This window comes from Enterococcus avium, from assembly GCF_002891025.1.
Classification (GTDB): domain Bacteria; phylum Bacillota; class Bacilli; order Lactobacillales; family Enterococcaceae; genus Enterococcus_A; species Enterococcus_A avium.
The window spans coordinates 1326783-1340852 of the sequence record NZ_NBSL01000003.1 but is presented as its reverse complement, the minus strand read 5'-3'; the positions used below and the strand labels follow the sequence as shown (position 1 = coordinate 1340852).

Here is a 14070-nt window from a genome sequence, read left to right as displayed (position 1 = left end):
ACACGGTTTATATTACACTCTCTAAAAAAAATAAAGGCTCCTTGCCTTTCCATAGCCAGGTGGCTAATTTCTTTAAATTCATTGCAGCAAACACTAGCATCGTATGCGTCGCGACTTTTTCCAAGCCTCGATACTTGGTCCAACGCATCCCATGCTTTTCTTTTGCATCCGCAAATATTCGTTCAATCGTTTGTTTCCGTTTTTTGTAAATTGATTTATTCAGATCCGTTAGGCGAAGATGTTCCACTTCATCCATCAGATCTCCCCAAACATGTCTCGTGATGACTCGTTGATGATTTTTACTTTTGGTACATTGGTTTAGCAGAGGACAGTTCACACATTCTTTTGGATTGGATTTGTATTCTCGGTACCCTTCTCGATTAACCGTTGAAAAAGCGAGCATTTGATCTTGCGGACAAATGTAACAATCATAATACTCGTCATAGAGAAACTCGTTTTTTGATAATAACCCCTTTTTCCCTTTGGGCCTTGAATAAGGCAAACAAGGTCGAAGGTTCAAATGAGTCAAAAAGTGAACAAACTTAGGTGTCTTATACCCAGCATCAGCGACAACACAGTTGATTTCAGGAAAAAGTCTCTTCGATTGTTTGACGAGCTGAAAGGCGACTTGACTGTCATGAATATTTCCAGGAGTGATGATTGTGCTAAGAATAAATCCGTTGTCGTCGCATGAAGTATGGGCAGAATAAGCAAATTGTTTTTCTCGTTCGCCTTTGACGTAGTAGCCGCTTTCCGGATCAGCCTTACTTATTTTTCTTTCTTTCAGCTTCACTTCCTTTTCTAAGTCCAAAGTAAAAGGGCGTTTTCCGGCCTCTATTCGTTGACGATTGATCTCATCTTCTAATTCATCCTGATAGGCTTTCGCTTCATCATGGGTCATTTCTTTCGTAAACTTATGTTTATTGGCGTTAGCTTTGATGTGGGTAGAATCAAGATACAAATTATCCTCTGTTACAAAACCTGCTTTAACTGCTTGTTCTAAAATATAGGCAAAAATATCCTCAAACACCGTCGTTTCTCTAAATCGGCGGACATAATTCTTTCCAAAAGTTGAGAAATGGGGGATTTTCTCCTCGAAGGAATAGCCTAAAAATCAGCGGTAAGCGACATTGGTATCGACTTCCTTAATGGTTTGTCGCATGGAACGGATACCGAATAAATACTGAATAAACACCAATTTGATCAGAATCACTGGATCGATACTTGGGCGACCTAAATCGGAGTAAGTGGCTTCGACGATTGGATAAATAAATTCAAAATCAAGCGCGGCATCAATCTTTCGAACGAGATGATCTTGAGGAACTAGATCATCAATCGTAAGCATCGCAAATTGATTTCTACCATTCGTATTGTTTTTAGACATCATAACTATCACTCCTTGCATTCGTTTTCATAAATCTATTATAAAAGAAAAGACTGTAGACATCATCCATAAAATGGACTTTGTCTACAGTCTGAACACTTATAAGGTAATTACCTTATAAGTGTTTTTTCAGTGCGCTCCGCATGGGCGAAAACTGGGTGGTGAAAGTCCACTACAGGCTTATCAGTTGGAACTGTTAGCGAGAGACAAGGGGCACAGTCACGAGGCTGTAGCTGAAGGAAGTCCGATGCAAACTCATGAACTGACGAACAGAAACTGGATATAAGGCTGAATTAGATCGGATAAGGTTGCTGAACAAACTAAAGTCCAATACTGCTTAAAACCTATACAGTAAATCCAGCAGTTACATGGGAGGGAAGTTTTTTTCTTACTGGGGGAGGTCTCAAAAGGATGTTTTGTAAGTTAATTTATAACAAGCAGGCGCAACGGCAATGGCGACATTTCTGTGAATTGTGAGAAGTCAGCCGAGGTCAAGGTCATAGTAGTTGCCACTCTGATAGGCAACGAAGGACTGAACAATAATCAATCTTGGAAATCAGGGAGGTGTGAAAGATGCAACAAACGCAGAAAACAGAGAAATCTGACTACTGTCAGAAAGCTAGTATGGAACATGAAGGATATAACAGAGTGCATAGTGCCTTTCATGGTGAAACGAATAGACAAGATAGTGAAAATCTGTTTGAGCGTATCCTCGAACGAGGAAACCTCAATCGTGCATGCCGTCAAGTTGCTAGAAATAAAGGAGCAGCTTGATGACTTTGTACAAATCATTGACTTAATACTATATATATTGTAACTTTTATATTAATATAAAAGTTACAATAAGGAGTGGGGATAAATGAGCAATGAGGATAAATTGAGAAAGAAAAGTACCTATGATTTATTAGTCGAATTGTCCCAAAGAATTGAAGCAGATATAGAAGAAAATGGTACTAATTATGACGCACTTTACATAGTAATGCGCTCATGGGAGGAAGAGGCACAACGGCAAAAAGAAACTATTAATCGTTTAAGGGTAACTGCTGGTGATAATAAAGAGAAATTTGGGAAATTAAAAGAACACAATCGGAAAGCAAAAGAAAAAATAGAAAAGTTGAAAAGTGTATATTTAGAGTCAGAGAAAGAAAAACAAAATTTGAAGATAAAGTATGAAAGGGCAAAGAAGAGAATAAAAGAGTTGGAGAAAATAAGCAAAGAAGACTTAGAATACTATCGTAGAGATTTGGATTTAAATGATCAACTTAATAAGAAGAAAAAATATCTTGAGGAAAAAGAGCATGCTATTGATCAAAAAATTAGTCACTCTGCTCTTGTTTACAATAGAAAAATTAATAGGTTAAATATGGAGATAATTGATCTGAAGAACACTATTAAAGAGTTTAAAGAAATAAGACCATTTATTTACCAGAAAAGGCGGAAGAAAAAAGAGTTAACTTCGGAAATGAAGGAAAAAAAGCGAGAGGAATTACGTGGTAAACGAGGCGGAAGTCAATTAACGGATAAACAGATAGAACGGTTGTTACTTATTTATAAAAATAGAAAGCAGATTCCTGTATCTCAGGCAATTAGTAAGTTGGCCATTTCACGTAGAACCTATTATAGAGTAATCAATTTAGATTACACTTATGAGGAAACTAGAAATAGGGTTAGAAAAATTGCTGACAAACTGGAGATAGTTTTACCTGAAAACACTAGTGTTGCAAAGTTCTCTCAACCTTCCTGAGCCTTGATGTAAAGCTATCCAGACGTAAAAAAGTCTTTTATACTACTCTTGGATGACTTATCAAAGACTAATAAAAAGGACTCAAGCATGGATAAGTCTAACTCAAAAAACTTCATTTCATAAATGGATTTCCTCGATAAATTTGAATAATTTATCAGAAGAAGCCAAACGATTCATCAAAAACTTTGATTATTACAGAAAGAAATCGGATTTTCTAATGACTCTAAAAGCACTGCTTCACGTAGTTTATGAATAATTGCCAAGTTATCGTGAGATTGATCGTGCCTTTTAGACTCGCATCTCTGTAAAGAAATTGGGATTGATTCGCTTTGTCACAGCTCCTTGTCCCGCAAAGTTTCTAAGCAACTTCCAAGTTCATAAATATCCAAATAACTTAAGTCCATTATAGGGCTTAGGTTATTTGTGTGTGGGTACTTGGTGATTAGGTATTTACAAATAAAGCATAGAAAAACTATGAATTATTTGGTGTATTTGATAAGGAATATATAAATGAAGTCAGAAACTATTGACAGAGGAATTACCATAAAATAACAGATAGACGGAACAAGTAATGTTTAAGATAAATAAAAAGAAGTGAAAATCATTGTGTCACTTTTAGATTTAAATGGCGTACTTTTTCTATAGTAAGTGGGGTTACTATATCCCAATCACAAGCTATCTCTCGCTACAACATCTACAGTAATCGTATTGAGTTGATTAATTTCAAATATACAGTTGATTTGATCAAAGAGCCTGTGTGAATTTGTGTCAATAAAGTGGACTCATTTATCGAGAGTTTTTTGAAACAAATCCACTCCCGAGTTGTTTCATGGTTTCAGACAATCGTCAAACTAAAAACGTTTGCCCCTTCTCTGAAACCATGAAAAGAAATTCTCGTGGATTCGTTCAAAAAGTGGGAGTGGCTATTGCGCTTGCGGTTGTATCATCTTTCAATATATTGAAACAGTTCTAGCTGACTTCTTCATAGTAATGATAGGTTGCTGGATAGACTTCTTCCTTCTTTATTGCTGCGTGAAACGATTCAATACAGGAATTGTCGTAAGTTGTACCTTTGCGACTATAAGAGTGTGTCGTCTTGTTCTTGCATAGCGCCTTTTCAGAATCGGAGCTCGTATACTGCGAACCAAGATCTGTTTGGATGATCAGTACGTCTGTCGTCTGTTGATTTTGAATCGCTGAAACTAGCGCGCTCATCACGATTCCAGTGGTTATTATAGTCCTCTGTCAAAATGTGTCCACTAAATCATCCTAACACCACACACCACAAATTTACACGCTACTAACGAGCACGAAAATAAATAACACTTTGTTCTTGTTACAAATCCTTGGAACGACCAAGGAAAATTTATTCTTAATCGGGTTTAGTTTCGTGCGTTTCAAAACAGGTATTCAATAAAAATATTTCCAATTCTTATCTTGAATTATTACCATTAGACTTTTGAGAGAGGGTAATGAACATCTGAATCCGTTGAAGATATTTTACAGTGATAAAATCTATTTTATTTTAATATAATGTGCTTGATATTTGGTGGAATCAAATATGGTACATGTTTTATGTAGTGGTAATGTCTCATCTGTATAAGCAATATGAGTGACCTCTAACAAGGGAGAGTTTATTGGAACTTGCAAAATGTTGTGTAATTTCTCGTTAGCTAGAATGGCGTGAACGATTTGATGGGTGTAGGCCACATTATATTTCTTATCTTTCTCAATATATTTCATTTTCGATCCAGTAATATGAGCTATCGAAAAATCAGAAAACAAGCTGATTGGCATATAACCATATTCAAAGCAGTAAGGCTGATCATCGGCTAATAATGTACGCTCATAGTAGTATATTAAATCGTTTTCCTTAATCTCAAGTTCTTCAGAAAGAGATTTAGAGGATGTAGTCATTTCAAATTTGAGTACTTGTGCGGATGGATTCTTACCCAATCGTCGCATTTCGTCTGAGAAAGCTTTGATTTTGGATGAACGATCAATAGCTGTTTTTATTGGTTGAAAAATTACATGAGTTCCACTACCTTGTTTTTTTTGAACGTATCCGTCTTCCACTAACATTTGGATAGCTTGGCGAATAGTGACCCGAGAGACATTGTATTTTTTGGATAATTTGTTTTCTGTAGGTAAATAATCATCCTTTGAATAAAGGCCATCTTCAATCTTCTTTTTTAGCTCATAATAGATAGATTTATATAAAGGTTCCGATGTCATAAATATGATTCTCCTTAAATTTGTAATAATGAATTTCGAGGAATACACTTGTGTACATAGTGTGTTTCCAGTTTATTTGTATTAATATTTTATAATTTGTATTATACATAATCGATTTGTTGTGTCAATCTTATCCGAAGATATTGTTATCGCTTTCTATGAATGCTATATTACAAGAAAATTGAGAAGGAGAGAAAGTAAAATGAATATTATTTACATTCATACTCATGATTCTGGACGAATAATTAGTCCTTACGGGTATGGTGTGCATACTCCAAATTACCAGAAACTGTGTGAAGACTCTTTACTATTCCAAAATGCATTTAGCGTAGCTCCGACTTGTTCACCTAGCAGAGCTGGATTATTGACAGGAACATTTCCACATCAAAATGGCATGTTAGGACTTGCTCAACGTGGTTTTGAAATAAATAGAGAAATACATTTAGCCAAGTTACTTTTAGAAAATGGTTATCATACCGCATTGTGTGGTGTTCAACACGAGATTGGTTATTATACTGATCATGAGATGGCTATTGGTACTTTAGGTTACTTAGAAGATTTAACTACTGATAATTCACAATACAGTGAAGAGGAGCTAGTGGTTTGGGATGAAAAGAATGCTGATAAATTGTCAGATTGGTTAATTAGTTACAGCCAAGAAAAACCGTTCTTTGTTTCATATGGTATGCATGCAACACATCGAGCATTTCCTGATGAAATCCATCCAGGGGAAAATCCAAACTATGCACAGCCGCCGATTAATATACCTAATAACGAAATCACTAGAAAGGATTTTTCTCAATTTAAGACTAGTTTGCGCACAGCAGATGATAATGTCGGTATGATTATTTCTGCCTTGAAACAAGCAGGATTGTATGAGAACACAATTATCTTGCTGACCACTGATCACGGCTTAGCCTATCCTTTTGAAAAATGTACGCTTAATGATAGTGGCACAGGAGTTCTGATGTCAATGCGTGTTCCTAATGCAAAATTGAAAACGAAGAGTTTTGATGGACTAATCTCACATATTGATGTAATACCAACGTTGTGTGACTTAATTGGAATCCCTCAACCGGATTACTTAGAAGGTGAAAGTTTTGCGACGCTATTCCAAGGTGAAGAATACGAAGGAGATGAAGTAGTCTATGGGGAAATAAATTTTCATACTTCATACGAACCAGTCCGTTCAGTTAGAAGTAAACGGTTCAAATATATTCGTTTCTTTGATGAAGAATACCTAAAGATAAATAAATCAAATATTGATAACTCGCCAATTAAAGAATTTTATGCAGAGAATGATTTAGATAAAATTACAAAAGATAGCGAATGTCTGTATGATTTATATTACGATGTTTATGAAAAAAATAACTTAGTTCACAATGAAAATTATCAAAAAGAGTTAGCATATATGCGTGAAAAACTGGATAATTTTATGGAAAAAACCAATGATCCACTTTTGAATGGTCCTATTGAAATACGTTCAGAATGGAAAGTAAATAAGCGAGACTCATATTCTGCGGGATCTAAAAATTCTGATGATTATGACAGCATTGGTCAATAGAGAGGAAGAAAGTAAATGAAAGCAATCGTTTTTGTAGGGCATGGCGAGCTACCTTTGGGTATGAAGCAATCGGTAAGTATGATTGTTGGACAAATGGACAATATCTTTGCGGTCTCACTTTCACCCGATGATGGTAAAGAGCAGTTTCAAGAAAAACTTTCCATCTTAGATAAAGATTTAGAAAAATTTAGTTCAGTTTTATTTTTTGCTGACTTACTAGGTGGTTCTCCTTGTAATGGTGTGATTGAAAAGTGTTTTTCAGATGACCGTGTACAAATTATTACTGGGATGAACTTGCCAATGGTGATTACGGCGGTTATTGGGGAGGACTTATCCAATGAGATGATTATTGCTGAAGGGGTAAATGGGATTTCCGATGTGAAAAAGCCAGAAATTTTACCTACTAATAATTTAAATCAAACACCTAAAAAAACAGCTAAGCCAGACAGTCCTTATAAAATTAAAAATGTTAGAGTCGATGCTCGTGGAATACATGGACAAGTAGCAACTGCTTGGACACCAAAACTTGAAATCGACCGCATTTTGGTTATTGATGATATTTCTGTAAAAGATGAAATGCAAAAAATGGCCTTAAAAATGGCAAAACCAAACTCTGTTAAATTGTCAATCTTATCTACAGATAAGGCTGTAGAACGCTTGGAAAATCCAAATTCTTATCCAGGAGAGTCCTTATTAATAATTATACAACGTATTGAGACACTCAAAACTTTACAAGAAAAAGATTTCTGGTTCAAAGAAGTAAATATGGGAAATGTTCCTAATCGACCCGGCACCAAATCTTATCGAAAAACGATTCATTTAACAGACGAAGAGGTAGAAATAATTAAAGGATTGATTAATGAGGGGACACACTTTACAGCACAAATGGTGCCAAATGATGCTAAGACCGACTTTGATGCAATTATCAATAAATAATTTTTAGGAGGAATAAAAATGGCTTTATGGCAAGCGGTATTAATTGGATTATTTGCTTATTTAGGACGTAATCAAGTCCCGTGGTTATTTGGTACTACTGGTGGATGGTATGGAATTGGTAGACCATTGGTAGCCGGATTGATTTGTGGTCTAATTTTAGGAGATGTTAAAGCGGGTGTTCTTGCTGGGGTAGCAGTTCAGGCTATTTTTATTGGACAGATTACACCTGGAGGAGCAGTCCCTTCGGATTTAAATTTAGCAGGTTTTATCGGTATCCCCTTAGCAATTGCTGCAAGTGGTAGTGCGGAAACAGCTGTAGCTTTTGCAGTTCCGCTAGGAGCATTAGGTGTTGCCTTGCACAATTTTACGATGACGATACAAGCTGCATTTGCACATCGGGCTGATCGTTATGCAGAAAAAGCAGATGCTCGTGGAGTTAGAATCTCGAATATCATGGGAACATCGGTATCATTTGCTGAACGTTTTTTAATTGTTAGCTTAACTTGTTATTTTGGTGCACCGTTTGCAGAAAAATTATTAAATGCGCTACCTGACATTGTTCTCAATTTTTTACAGGTAGGTGGTCGCATGTTACCAGCATTAGGTTTTGCTATTTTATTGAAACAAATTATTGAAGAAAAATGGATGATTTTCTTGTTTATCTTTGGCTGGGTCTTTGCTTCATCTTTCCAAATTACTACTACGACATTAGTATTTATCGCAATAGCATTTTCATTAGTGTATGTTATGGCTCGTTACGGTAAAAATTATGGGAGTAAAGGCGCTGTGACTGAAAATAATGTATCAGAAACTGTGTATCAAGACGAGGAGGGAAATTATGAAGAATAATGTTAAATTAAATAAAAAAGACGTATCAAAAGCTTCATGGCGTTGGATGTTTTTTGCTTTAAGCTCTCATAATTACGAACGAATGATGGGAACAGGTTTTGCACATGCTTTATCTGGATCTTTAGAAAAATTATACAAAGATGATAAAGAGGGATTACGAGCTGCTTTAAAACGAAACTTATCCTTTTTTAATACAGAACCTCAATTAGGATCGATTATTCCAGGAATTTCACTGGCACTGGAAGAAACTTATGCAAATGATGAAACCTTTGATGTAGACATTTTAACTAGTACTAAAAATGCTCTAATGGGGCCTTTAGCAGGTATTGGAGACTCAATTTTAGTTGGTACTTTGAATCCAATTTTATTGAGTATAGGAATTGGTTTATCTACGAATGGTTCTGCGATAGGACCTTTGACCTTTTTAATTTCATGGTTAGCGATTGTTGTTACTATGAAATATTGGTTGTTCGTGAAAGGTTATTCTCTCGGATTAGATGCTGTGAAAGTTTTGACTAATGAAGAAATGAAGGTAAAAATTACCACAGCATTAACAATGATCGGGCTAATTGTTATAGGTGGAGTAGCTTCAAGTACCATTCAAGCTCCGATTTCTTTTAAATATGTTTCTGGTGATATGTCCATCAATATCCAAGAAATACTTGATAAGATTATGCCAAACCTTGTGCCATTAGTTGTAGCTTTAGTTAGCTATCTTTTGGTTGATAAAAAAGGATGGACAACAAATAAATTGCTGCTTGGAATTTTAGCATTTGCTGCAGTGATGGTTGGATTGGGGATTATGTAATTGAAAAGAGAAAAAATTGGAAAATATCAAGATTATATTACTGATTTGCATTTAAATTTACATCCAGATCAAATTGATTTGCTATCTAAGTGGTATCAACATAGTAAAAAAGTAGTGGATTTCTTCACCCTAGCTTACTATCCTTACCACATGATTGACTGCCCGGGAGGATTTAGAGCAGAGGAAGAAATTAGTCCAGAAGAAATGAATGAACAGTGGAAATATATTAAAGATTATCTTAGCCATCAAAATGAAACAGATGAATACATTAGTTTTATCGGTTATGAATGGCAAGGAACTGGCGAAGATGGTGACCACAATATTTATTTTAAAAATGATGACCAAGCTGATATTCAGCTTCTGCCTAGATACAAACAATTAGTACAGTATTTTAAAGATGAGTCTGTAATTGGGATTCCTCATCATCTAGCCTATTCATTAGGGAATCGTGGGAAAAATTGGGCTACCCATGATGAAGTTTTCTCGCCTTTTGTAGAGACTTACTCCCATCACGGAAGTTCTGAAAAAGACAGGACGAACCTAGCTATGGATCGGCATATTCATATGGGTCCTAGAGTAGATGCTACCTCAGTTATTTCTGGAATTAAACAAGGATATCACTTTGGAATCATTGCTTCTGGGGATAACCATGAGGTTCCCGCCATGGTTAAGTATGGACGTGCAGGGATTTGGGCAGATGGATATTCTAAAGAAAGTCTGTGGGATGCGTTTGTCAACAGAAGGGTTTATGGATTTACTGATTCAAAAATCAGTGTTTGGACAGAATGTGAAGCGGCTCCTATGGGAAGTCGAATTGAAACAACAAAAGAGCAGGTAACATTGGATACAAAAATTCATGCCAATAATGCAGTGGAACGAATAGAACTCTATCGAAACGGCGAGTTAGATGCGATTCATTTAGTGAAGAGTAAAAAGAATATTGAGCTGTCTAAACCCGTTAGAATGAAGTTCCGTATTGAATGTGGATGGGGTCCAAATATTAAATTTTTCCCTGAGTTTACTGAAAAAATTTGGAATGGATCTTTGAAAGTTGACGGGAAAGTTATTTCAGTTGAACCAGTTTACAGTACTTTTGACAATAGTTACGAACAAGTTTCTGATAATGAAGTGACCTTTACTGCAAAATCACAAAAAAATGGTGGCGACCATTGGATGCGTGATTCTGATATGCGTACAGAAGGATTCATTTTTGAAATTGAAGCTAAATTGGAATCAGAAGTTTGTTTAGAAATTGCTGATAAAGAGCAAGTCTATACTGTAGCCGAACTATTAAATGGGAGTCAATTGATTGTCTTTGAAGAAGAAGCAAAAGCTTTGATGAAAGACCGGGCTGGTCTAGAAGAGTACTATCGTAGCGATAGTTGGTATCATAATGCCTATAAAGTAAAAGTATACCAAGGTGCTAGTGAGGATGAATATGATATAGTTACTAGTTTTGAAATTAAACCTGAACCAGAAGAAGTCAGTTATTTTGTGAAAGCTATTCAAGGTGATGGACAGACTGCTTGGGGTTCACCAATTTGGGTAAAGCAAAAATAATTTGAAGTGGTGTTAAAATGAAACACATCTCAGTAATGATCAAACCGGCTTCAGCATTGTGTAATTTGAGATGTAAATATTGCTTTTATGCAAATGTAAGCTCATTGCGAGAAGTACGCTCTTATGGAAAAATGAAGCCGGAAGTAACAGAAAAAATGATCGATAATATTTTTATCGATCTTGAAGATGGTGACGAACTGACCTTTGCTTTCCAGGGAGGAGAACCGACATTAGCTGGTTTGTCATATTTTCAGCATTTTGTATCTTATGTAAAACAACAAGAAAAAGTTGTAACTGTACATTATGCTCTGCAGACTAATGGAATGTTAATCAATGAGATCTGGTCTCAGTTTTTATTGAAGAATGATTTTTTGGTTGGCCTGTCAATTGATGGGCATCCAGCAATTCATAATCAAAATCGACTAGACCATCGTCAAAGGGGTACTTTTCAAAAAGTATTGGAAACAAAGCATTTGTTTGATGATTATCAGATTGAATATAATATTCTTTGCGTTCTCACCGAACAACTCTCATTCGAAGCTCAAAAAGTGTATGATTTTATAGTTTCTGAAGAAGTGAATTACATTCAATTTATTCCTTGTTTAGATGATTTAGATGCTGTTGAAAGGGGAGAATACGCATTAACCCCTGAAAGCTTTGCTAATTTTTATCTGACATTACTACAACTATGGCTATCAGACTTAAAAAAAGGAAAGTATCGTAGCATTAAATTGTTTGATGATATTATCAACTTGTTAGTACGTCAACAATTAACAGCCTGCGGTATTATGGGGAATTGTAGGGTTCAGTATGTGATAGAAGCTGACGGTAGTGTTTATCCTTGTGACTTCTTTGTTTTAGATGAATATCGTATGGGCAATATTCAAGAAAATACTCTAAGAGAGATATTTGAAGCACCAATTACCTCAAGCTTTTTGTGTTCTAAAAATAATTTACCTGAAAAGTGTCTAACTTGTCCTTTTAAGGATATTTGTAATGGTGGTTGCAAACGAATGAACGATGCGATGTATATCAACAAACAAACAAACTTTTGCGGATATAAAAAGCTTCTCGAAGGATTTATCCCTGAAATGCCTGAAATTTTATCTCTACTACAGGGAGTGAAAGTATGATTGGTTTGATTTACTTTTTTGTGATTGTTATTGCCAATACCATTGGTGCCGTGTCTGGTATGGGTGGTGGTGTAATAATCAAACCTGTTTTTGATTTCATTGGTGCACATGATGTGGCCGCAATTTCCTTTTATTCTGCCACCGCGGTTTTTACGATGTCTGTTGTTTCTACTATGCGCCAATTAACTAGTGGCCGTAAATTTAATTGGCAAATTGTCAGTTGGGTATCTGTTGGTGCAGTACTAGGAGGAATTTTAGGAAATCTAGCATTTGAAGCTTGTCTAAATTGGTTTGGGAATAAAGATATCGTACAACTGATTCAAATCGTACTGACAGTGATTACCTTGATTTTTGCTTTTGTGTATACAAAGTACAACTGGAAGAATTTCAAATTAACCCATGTTATTTGGTATTTTATTTGTGGGTTAATGCTAGGATTTTTAGCTAGTTTATTAGGTATTGGCGGTGGACCAATAAATGTTTCATTACTTATGCTGTTGTTCTCATTACCTATTAAAGAAGCAACTGTTTATTCTATTTGTACGATTTTCTTTTCACAGTTTGCTAAATTGCTTACAATTGCTCTAACGACAGGATTTAGTCGTTATGACTTAACAATATTGTGGTTTGTGATTCCAGCAGCAGTTATTGGTGGATTGTTAGGAGCTAAATTCAGCAAGATATTATCACCAGAGAAGGTGACTATCGTTTTTCAAGGCGTAGTTCTTCTTGTGCTATTCATAAATCTTTATAATGGCTACTACTTATTATAGAAAGAAGGGAACAGGATGATTACTATTCCAAAAGGAACGTATCAAATCGGAACAAATCAACCAGATGGGTTTTCTACAGATAATGAGGGGCCGAAAATTACTATCCAACATCCTGCATTTATGATTGATGAAACAACGGTAACCAATAAAGAATTTGCTTCTTTCATTAAAGATACTGGCTATATTACCGAAGCAGAAAAGTTTGGATGGTCTTTTGTTTTTCATTATTTTTTGAGTGAAGAGACAAAGATGAAAAGTCAATTAGTTCCTAATATGGCGTGGTGGTATGCAGTGATTGGCGCTGATTGGTCTCATCCTGAAGGTCCAGATTCTTCAATTGATAATCGGTGGGATCACCCAGTTGTTCAAGTTTCTCGAAATGATGCTGTTGCTTATTGTCAATGGGCTGGAAAACGACTACCAACTGAAGCAGAGTGGGAAATTGCTGCTAAAGGGGGAACTGAGTTTGAAAAATATTTTTGGGGAAAGGAATTCTTAAAAGATGGTAAGTACCAATGTAATATCTGGCAAGGGGATTTTCCACTAATGAATACATTAGCAGATGGTTTTTCAAATACGGCGCCTGCAAAATGGTATGAAGCTAATGATTATGGAATGTATCAGCCTGTTGGCAATGTTTGGGAGTGGTGCAGTAACCCTGCCCGAATCGATTTGATGGAATTTAAGGAAAAAGGCAGTGCACATTACTGGTCACACCATCAAACAATTGATGATAAAATATATGCTACGCGCGGGGGATCTTTTCTATGTCATGAATCTTATTGCAAACGATATCGGATTTCTGCCCGAAATGGAAATACTGGAATGTCTGCAGCAAATAATTTAGGGTTTAGATGCGTAAAATAATTGGATGTTTAAATTGTTTTTTCTATAATCAACCTAATTAGAGCTATTCACAACCGAATTCTTCTAGCGAAGAGAATTCGGTTGTTTGACATTTTTCATTAATTTGTTCTCATGTATAGCTAGAGATGAACAAGAAGAAGGTATAGCTTAACATAAAAAGAATTACTGGTACTCCATACAAAGTGGCGAATGTTAGGAGTAAGTACAACATATGATT

The 14070-nt window shown here is 35.7% G+C and carries 12 protein-coding genes and 1 pseudogene; 10 read left to right on the top strand and 3 right to left on the bottom strand.

What is annotated here, in order from left to right; translation table 11 throughout:
- Positions 1-7: 7 nt before the first annotated feature.
- A pseudogene (locus tag AUF14_RS22085) lies at positions 8-1387 on the bottom strand (IS1182-like element ISEfa7 family transposase).
- A gap of 570 nt (positions 1388-1957) precedes the next feature.
- Here AUF14_RS22085 and AUF14_RS22080 point away from each other — a divergent pair.
- Positions 1958-2158, top strand: coding sequence for a hypothetical protein (locus tag AUF14_RS22080; RefSeq protein WP_070504585.1), 201 nt, complete (start codon positions 1958-1960; stop codon positions 2156-2158).
- An 85-nt stretch (positions 2159-2243) separates the two neighbouring features.
- The gene (locus AUF14_RS22075) at positions 2244-3128 is read left to right on the top strand and encodes a V-type ATP synthase subunit I domain-containing protein (RefSeq protein WP_070504588.1); all 885 of its coding nucleotides are present in this window, start codon (positions 2244-2246) and stop codon (positions 3126-3128) included.
- Positions 3129-4097: 969 nt separating this feature from the next.
- Here the strand turns inward: AUF14_RS22075 and AUF14_RS22065 are convergent.
- Together AUF14_RS22065 and AUF14_RS22060 are read right to left on the bottom strand one after the other, a co-directional pair.
- Positions 4098-4343, bottom strand: a complete 246-nt coding sequence (locus AUF14_RS22065; RefSeq protein WP_083291837.1) for a DDE-type integrase/transposase/recombinase — start codon at positions 4341-4343, stop codon at positions 4098-4100.
- 300 nt (positions 4344-4643) lie between these two features.
- Positions 4644-5363, bottom strand: coding sequence for a GntR family transcriptional regulator (locus AUF14_RS22060; protein ID WP_102866648.1), 720 nt, complete (start codon positions 5361-5363; stop codon positions 4644-4646).
- Between the two features lie 202 nt (positions 5364-5565).
- Between AUF14_RS22060 and AUF14_RS22055 the strand changes: the two genes are divergently transcribed.
- Genes AUF14_RS22055 through AUF14_RS22020 form a run of 8 tightly spaced genes read left to right on the top strand, consistent with a single transcriptional unit; the run spans position 5566 to position 13853 of the window.
- On the top strand, positions 5566-6927 hold the full coding sequence (locus AUF14_RS22055) for a sulfatase family protein (RefSeq protein ID WP_070504594.1): 1362 nt from the start codon (positions 5566-5568) through the stop codon (positions 6925-6927).
- 15 nt (positions 6928-6942) lie between these two features.
- Positions 6943-7863 (top strand): PTS mannose/fructose/sorbose transporter subunit IIAB, encoded by a 921-nt coding sequence (locus tag AUF14_RS22050; protein ID WP_083291838.1) that lies wholly within the window; start codon positions 6943-6945, stop codon positions 7861-7863.
- 18 nt (positions 7864-7881) lie between these two features.
- Complete coding sequence (locus AUF14_RS22045; protein ID WP_070504597.1) at positions 7882-8712, top strand: PTS mannose/fructose/sorbose/N-acetylgalactosamine transporter subunit IIC; 831 nt, start codon at positions 7882-7884, stop codon at positions 8710-8712.
- Positions 8702-9520, top strand: coding sequence for a PTS system mannose/fructose/sorbose family transporter subunit IID (locus AUF14_RS22040; RefSeq protein WP_070504600.1), 819 nt, complete (start codon positions 8702-8704; stop codon positions 9518-9520). The genes AUF14_RS22045 and AUF14_RS22040 overlap by 11 nt, the downstream gene beginning before the upstream one ends.
- Positions 9521-11080, top strand: a complete 1560-nt coding sequence (locus AUF14_RS22035) for a PHP domain-containing protein (protein WP_192935270.1) — start codon at positions 9521-9523, stop codon at positions 11078-11080.
- Positions 11081-11097: 17 nt separating this feature from the next.
- Positions 11098-12213, top strand: coding sequence for a radical SAM/SPASM domain-containing protein (locus tag AUF14_RS22030; protein ID WP_070504603.1), 1116 nt, complete (start codon positions 11098-11100; stop codon positions 12211-12213).
- Positions 12210-12986, top strand: coding sequence for a sulfite exporter TauE/SafE family protein (locus AUF14_RS22025; protein ID WP_070504606.1), 777 nt, complete (start codon positions 12210-12212; stop codon positions 12984-12986). Before AUF14_RS22030 ends, AUF14_RS22025 begins: the two co-directional genes overlap by 4 nt.
- A 15-nt stretch (positions 12987-13001) precedes the next feature.
- Positions 13002-13853: a formylglycine-generating enzyme family protein gene (locus AUF14_RS22020; protein ID WP_102866647.1), complete on the top strand. Its 852-nt coding sequence runs from the start codon at positions 13002-13004 to the stop codon at positions 13851-13853.
- Positions 13854-14070 lie beyond the last annotated feature (217 nt).

Bases quoted from the DNA above. Each gene is read 5' to 3' on its own strand.
- AUF14_RS22040 (WP_070504600.1), top strand. From the start codon at position 8,702: ATGAAGAATAATGTTAAATTAAATAAAAAAGACGTATCAAAAGCTTCA.
- AUF14_RS22025 (WP_070504606.1), top strand. From the start codon at position 12,210: ATGATTGGTTTGATTTACTTTTTTGTGATTGTTATTGCCAATACCATT.
- AUF14_RS22080 (WP_070504585.1), top strand. From the start codon at position 1,958: ATGCAACAAACGCAGAAAACAGAGAAATCTGACTACTGTCAGAAAGCT.
- AUF14_RS22030 (WP_070504603.1), top strand. From the start codon at position 11,098: ATGAAACACATCTCAGTAATGATCAAACCGGCTTCAGCATTGTGTAAT.
- AUF14_RS22075 (WP_070504588.1), top strand. From the start codon at position 2,244: ATGAGCAATGAGGATAAATTGAGAAAGAAAAGTACCTATGATTTATTA.
- AUF14_RS22050 (WP_083291838.1), top strand. From the start codon at position 6,943: ATGAAAGCAATCGTTTTTGTAGGGCATGGCGAGCTACCTTTGGGTATG.
- AUF14_RS22020 (WP_102866647.1), top strand. From the start codon at position 13,002: ATGATTACTATTCCAAAAGGAACGTATCAAATCGGAACAAATCAACCA.
- AUF14_RS22055 (WP_070504594.1), top strand. From the start codon at position 5,566: ATGAATATTATTTACATTCATACTCATGATTCTGGACGAATAATTAGT.
- AUF14_RS22045 (WP_070504597.1), top strand. From the start codon at position 7,882: ATGGCTTTATGGCAAGCGGTATTAATTGGATTATTTGCTTATTTAGGA.
- AUF14_RS22065 (WP_083291837.1), bottom strand. From the start codon at position 4,343: ATGAGCGCGCTAGTTTCAGCGATTCAAAATCAACAGACGACAGACGTA.
- AUF14_RS22060 (WP_102866648.1), bottom strand. From the start codon at position 5,363: ATGACATCGGAACCTTTATATAAATCTATCTATTATGAGCTAAAAAAG.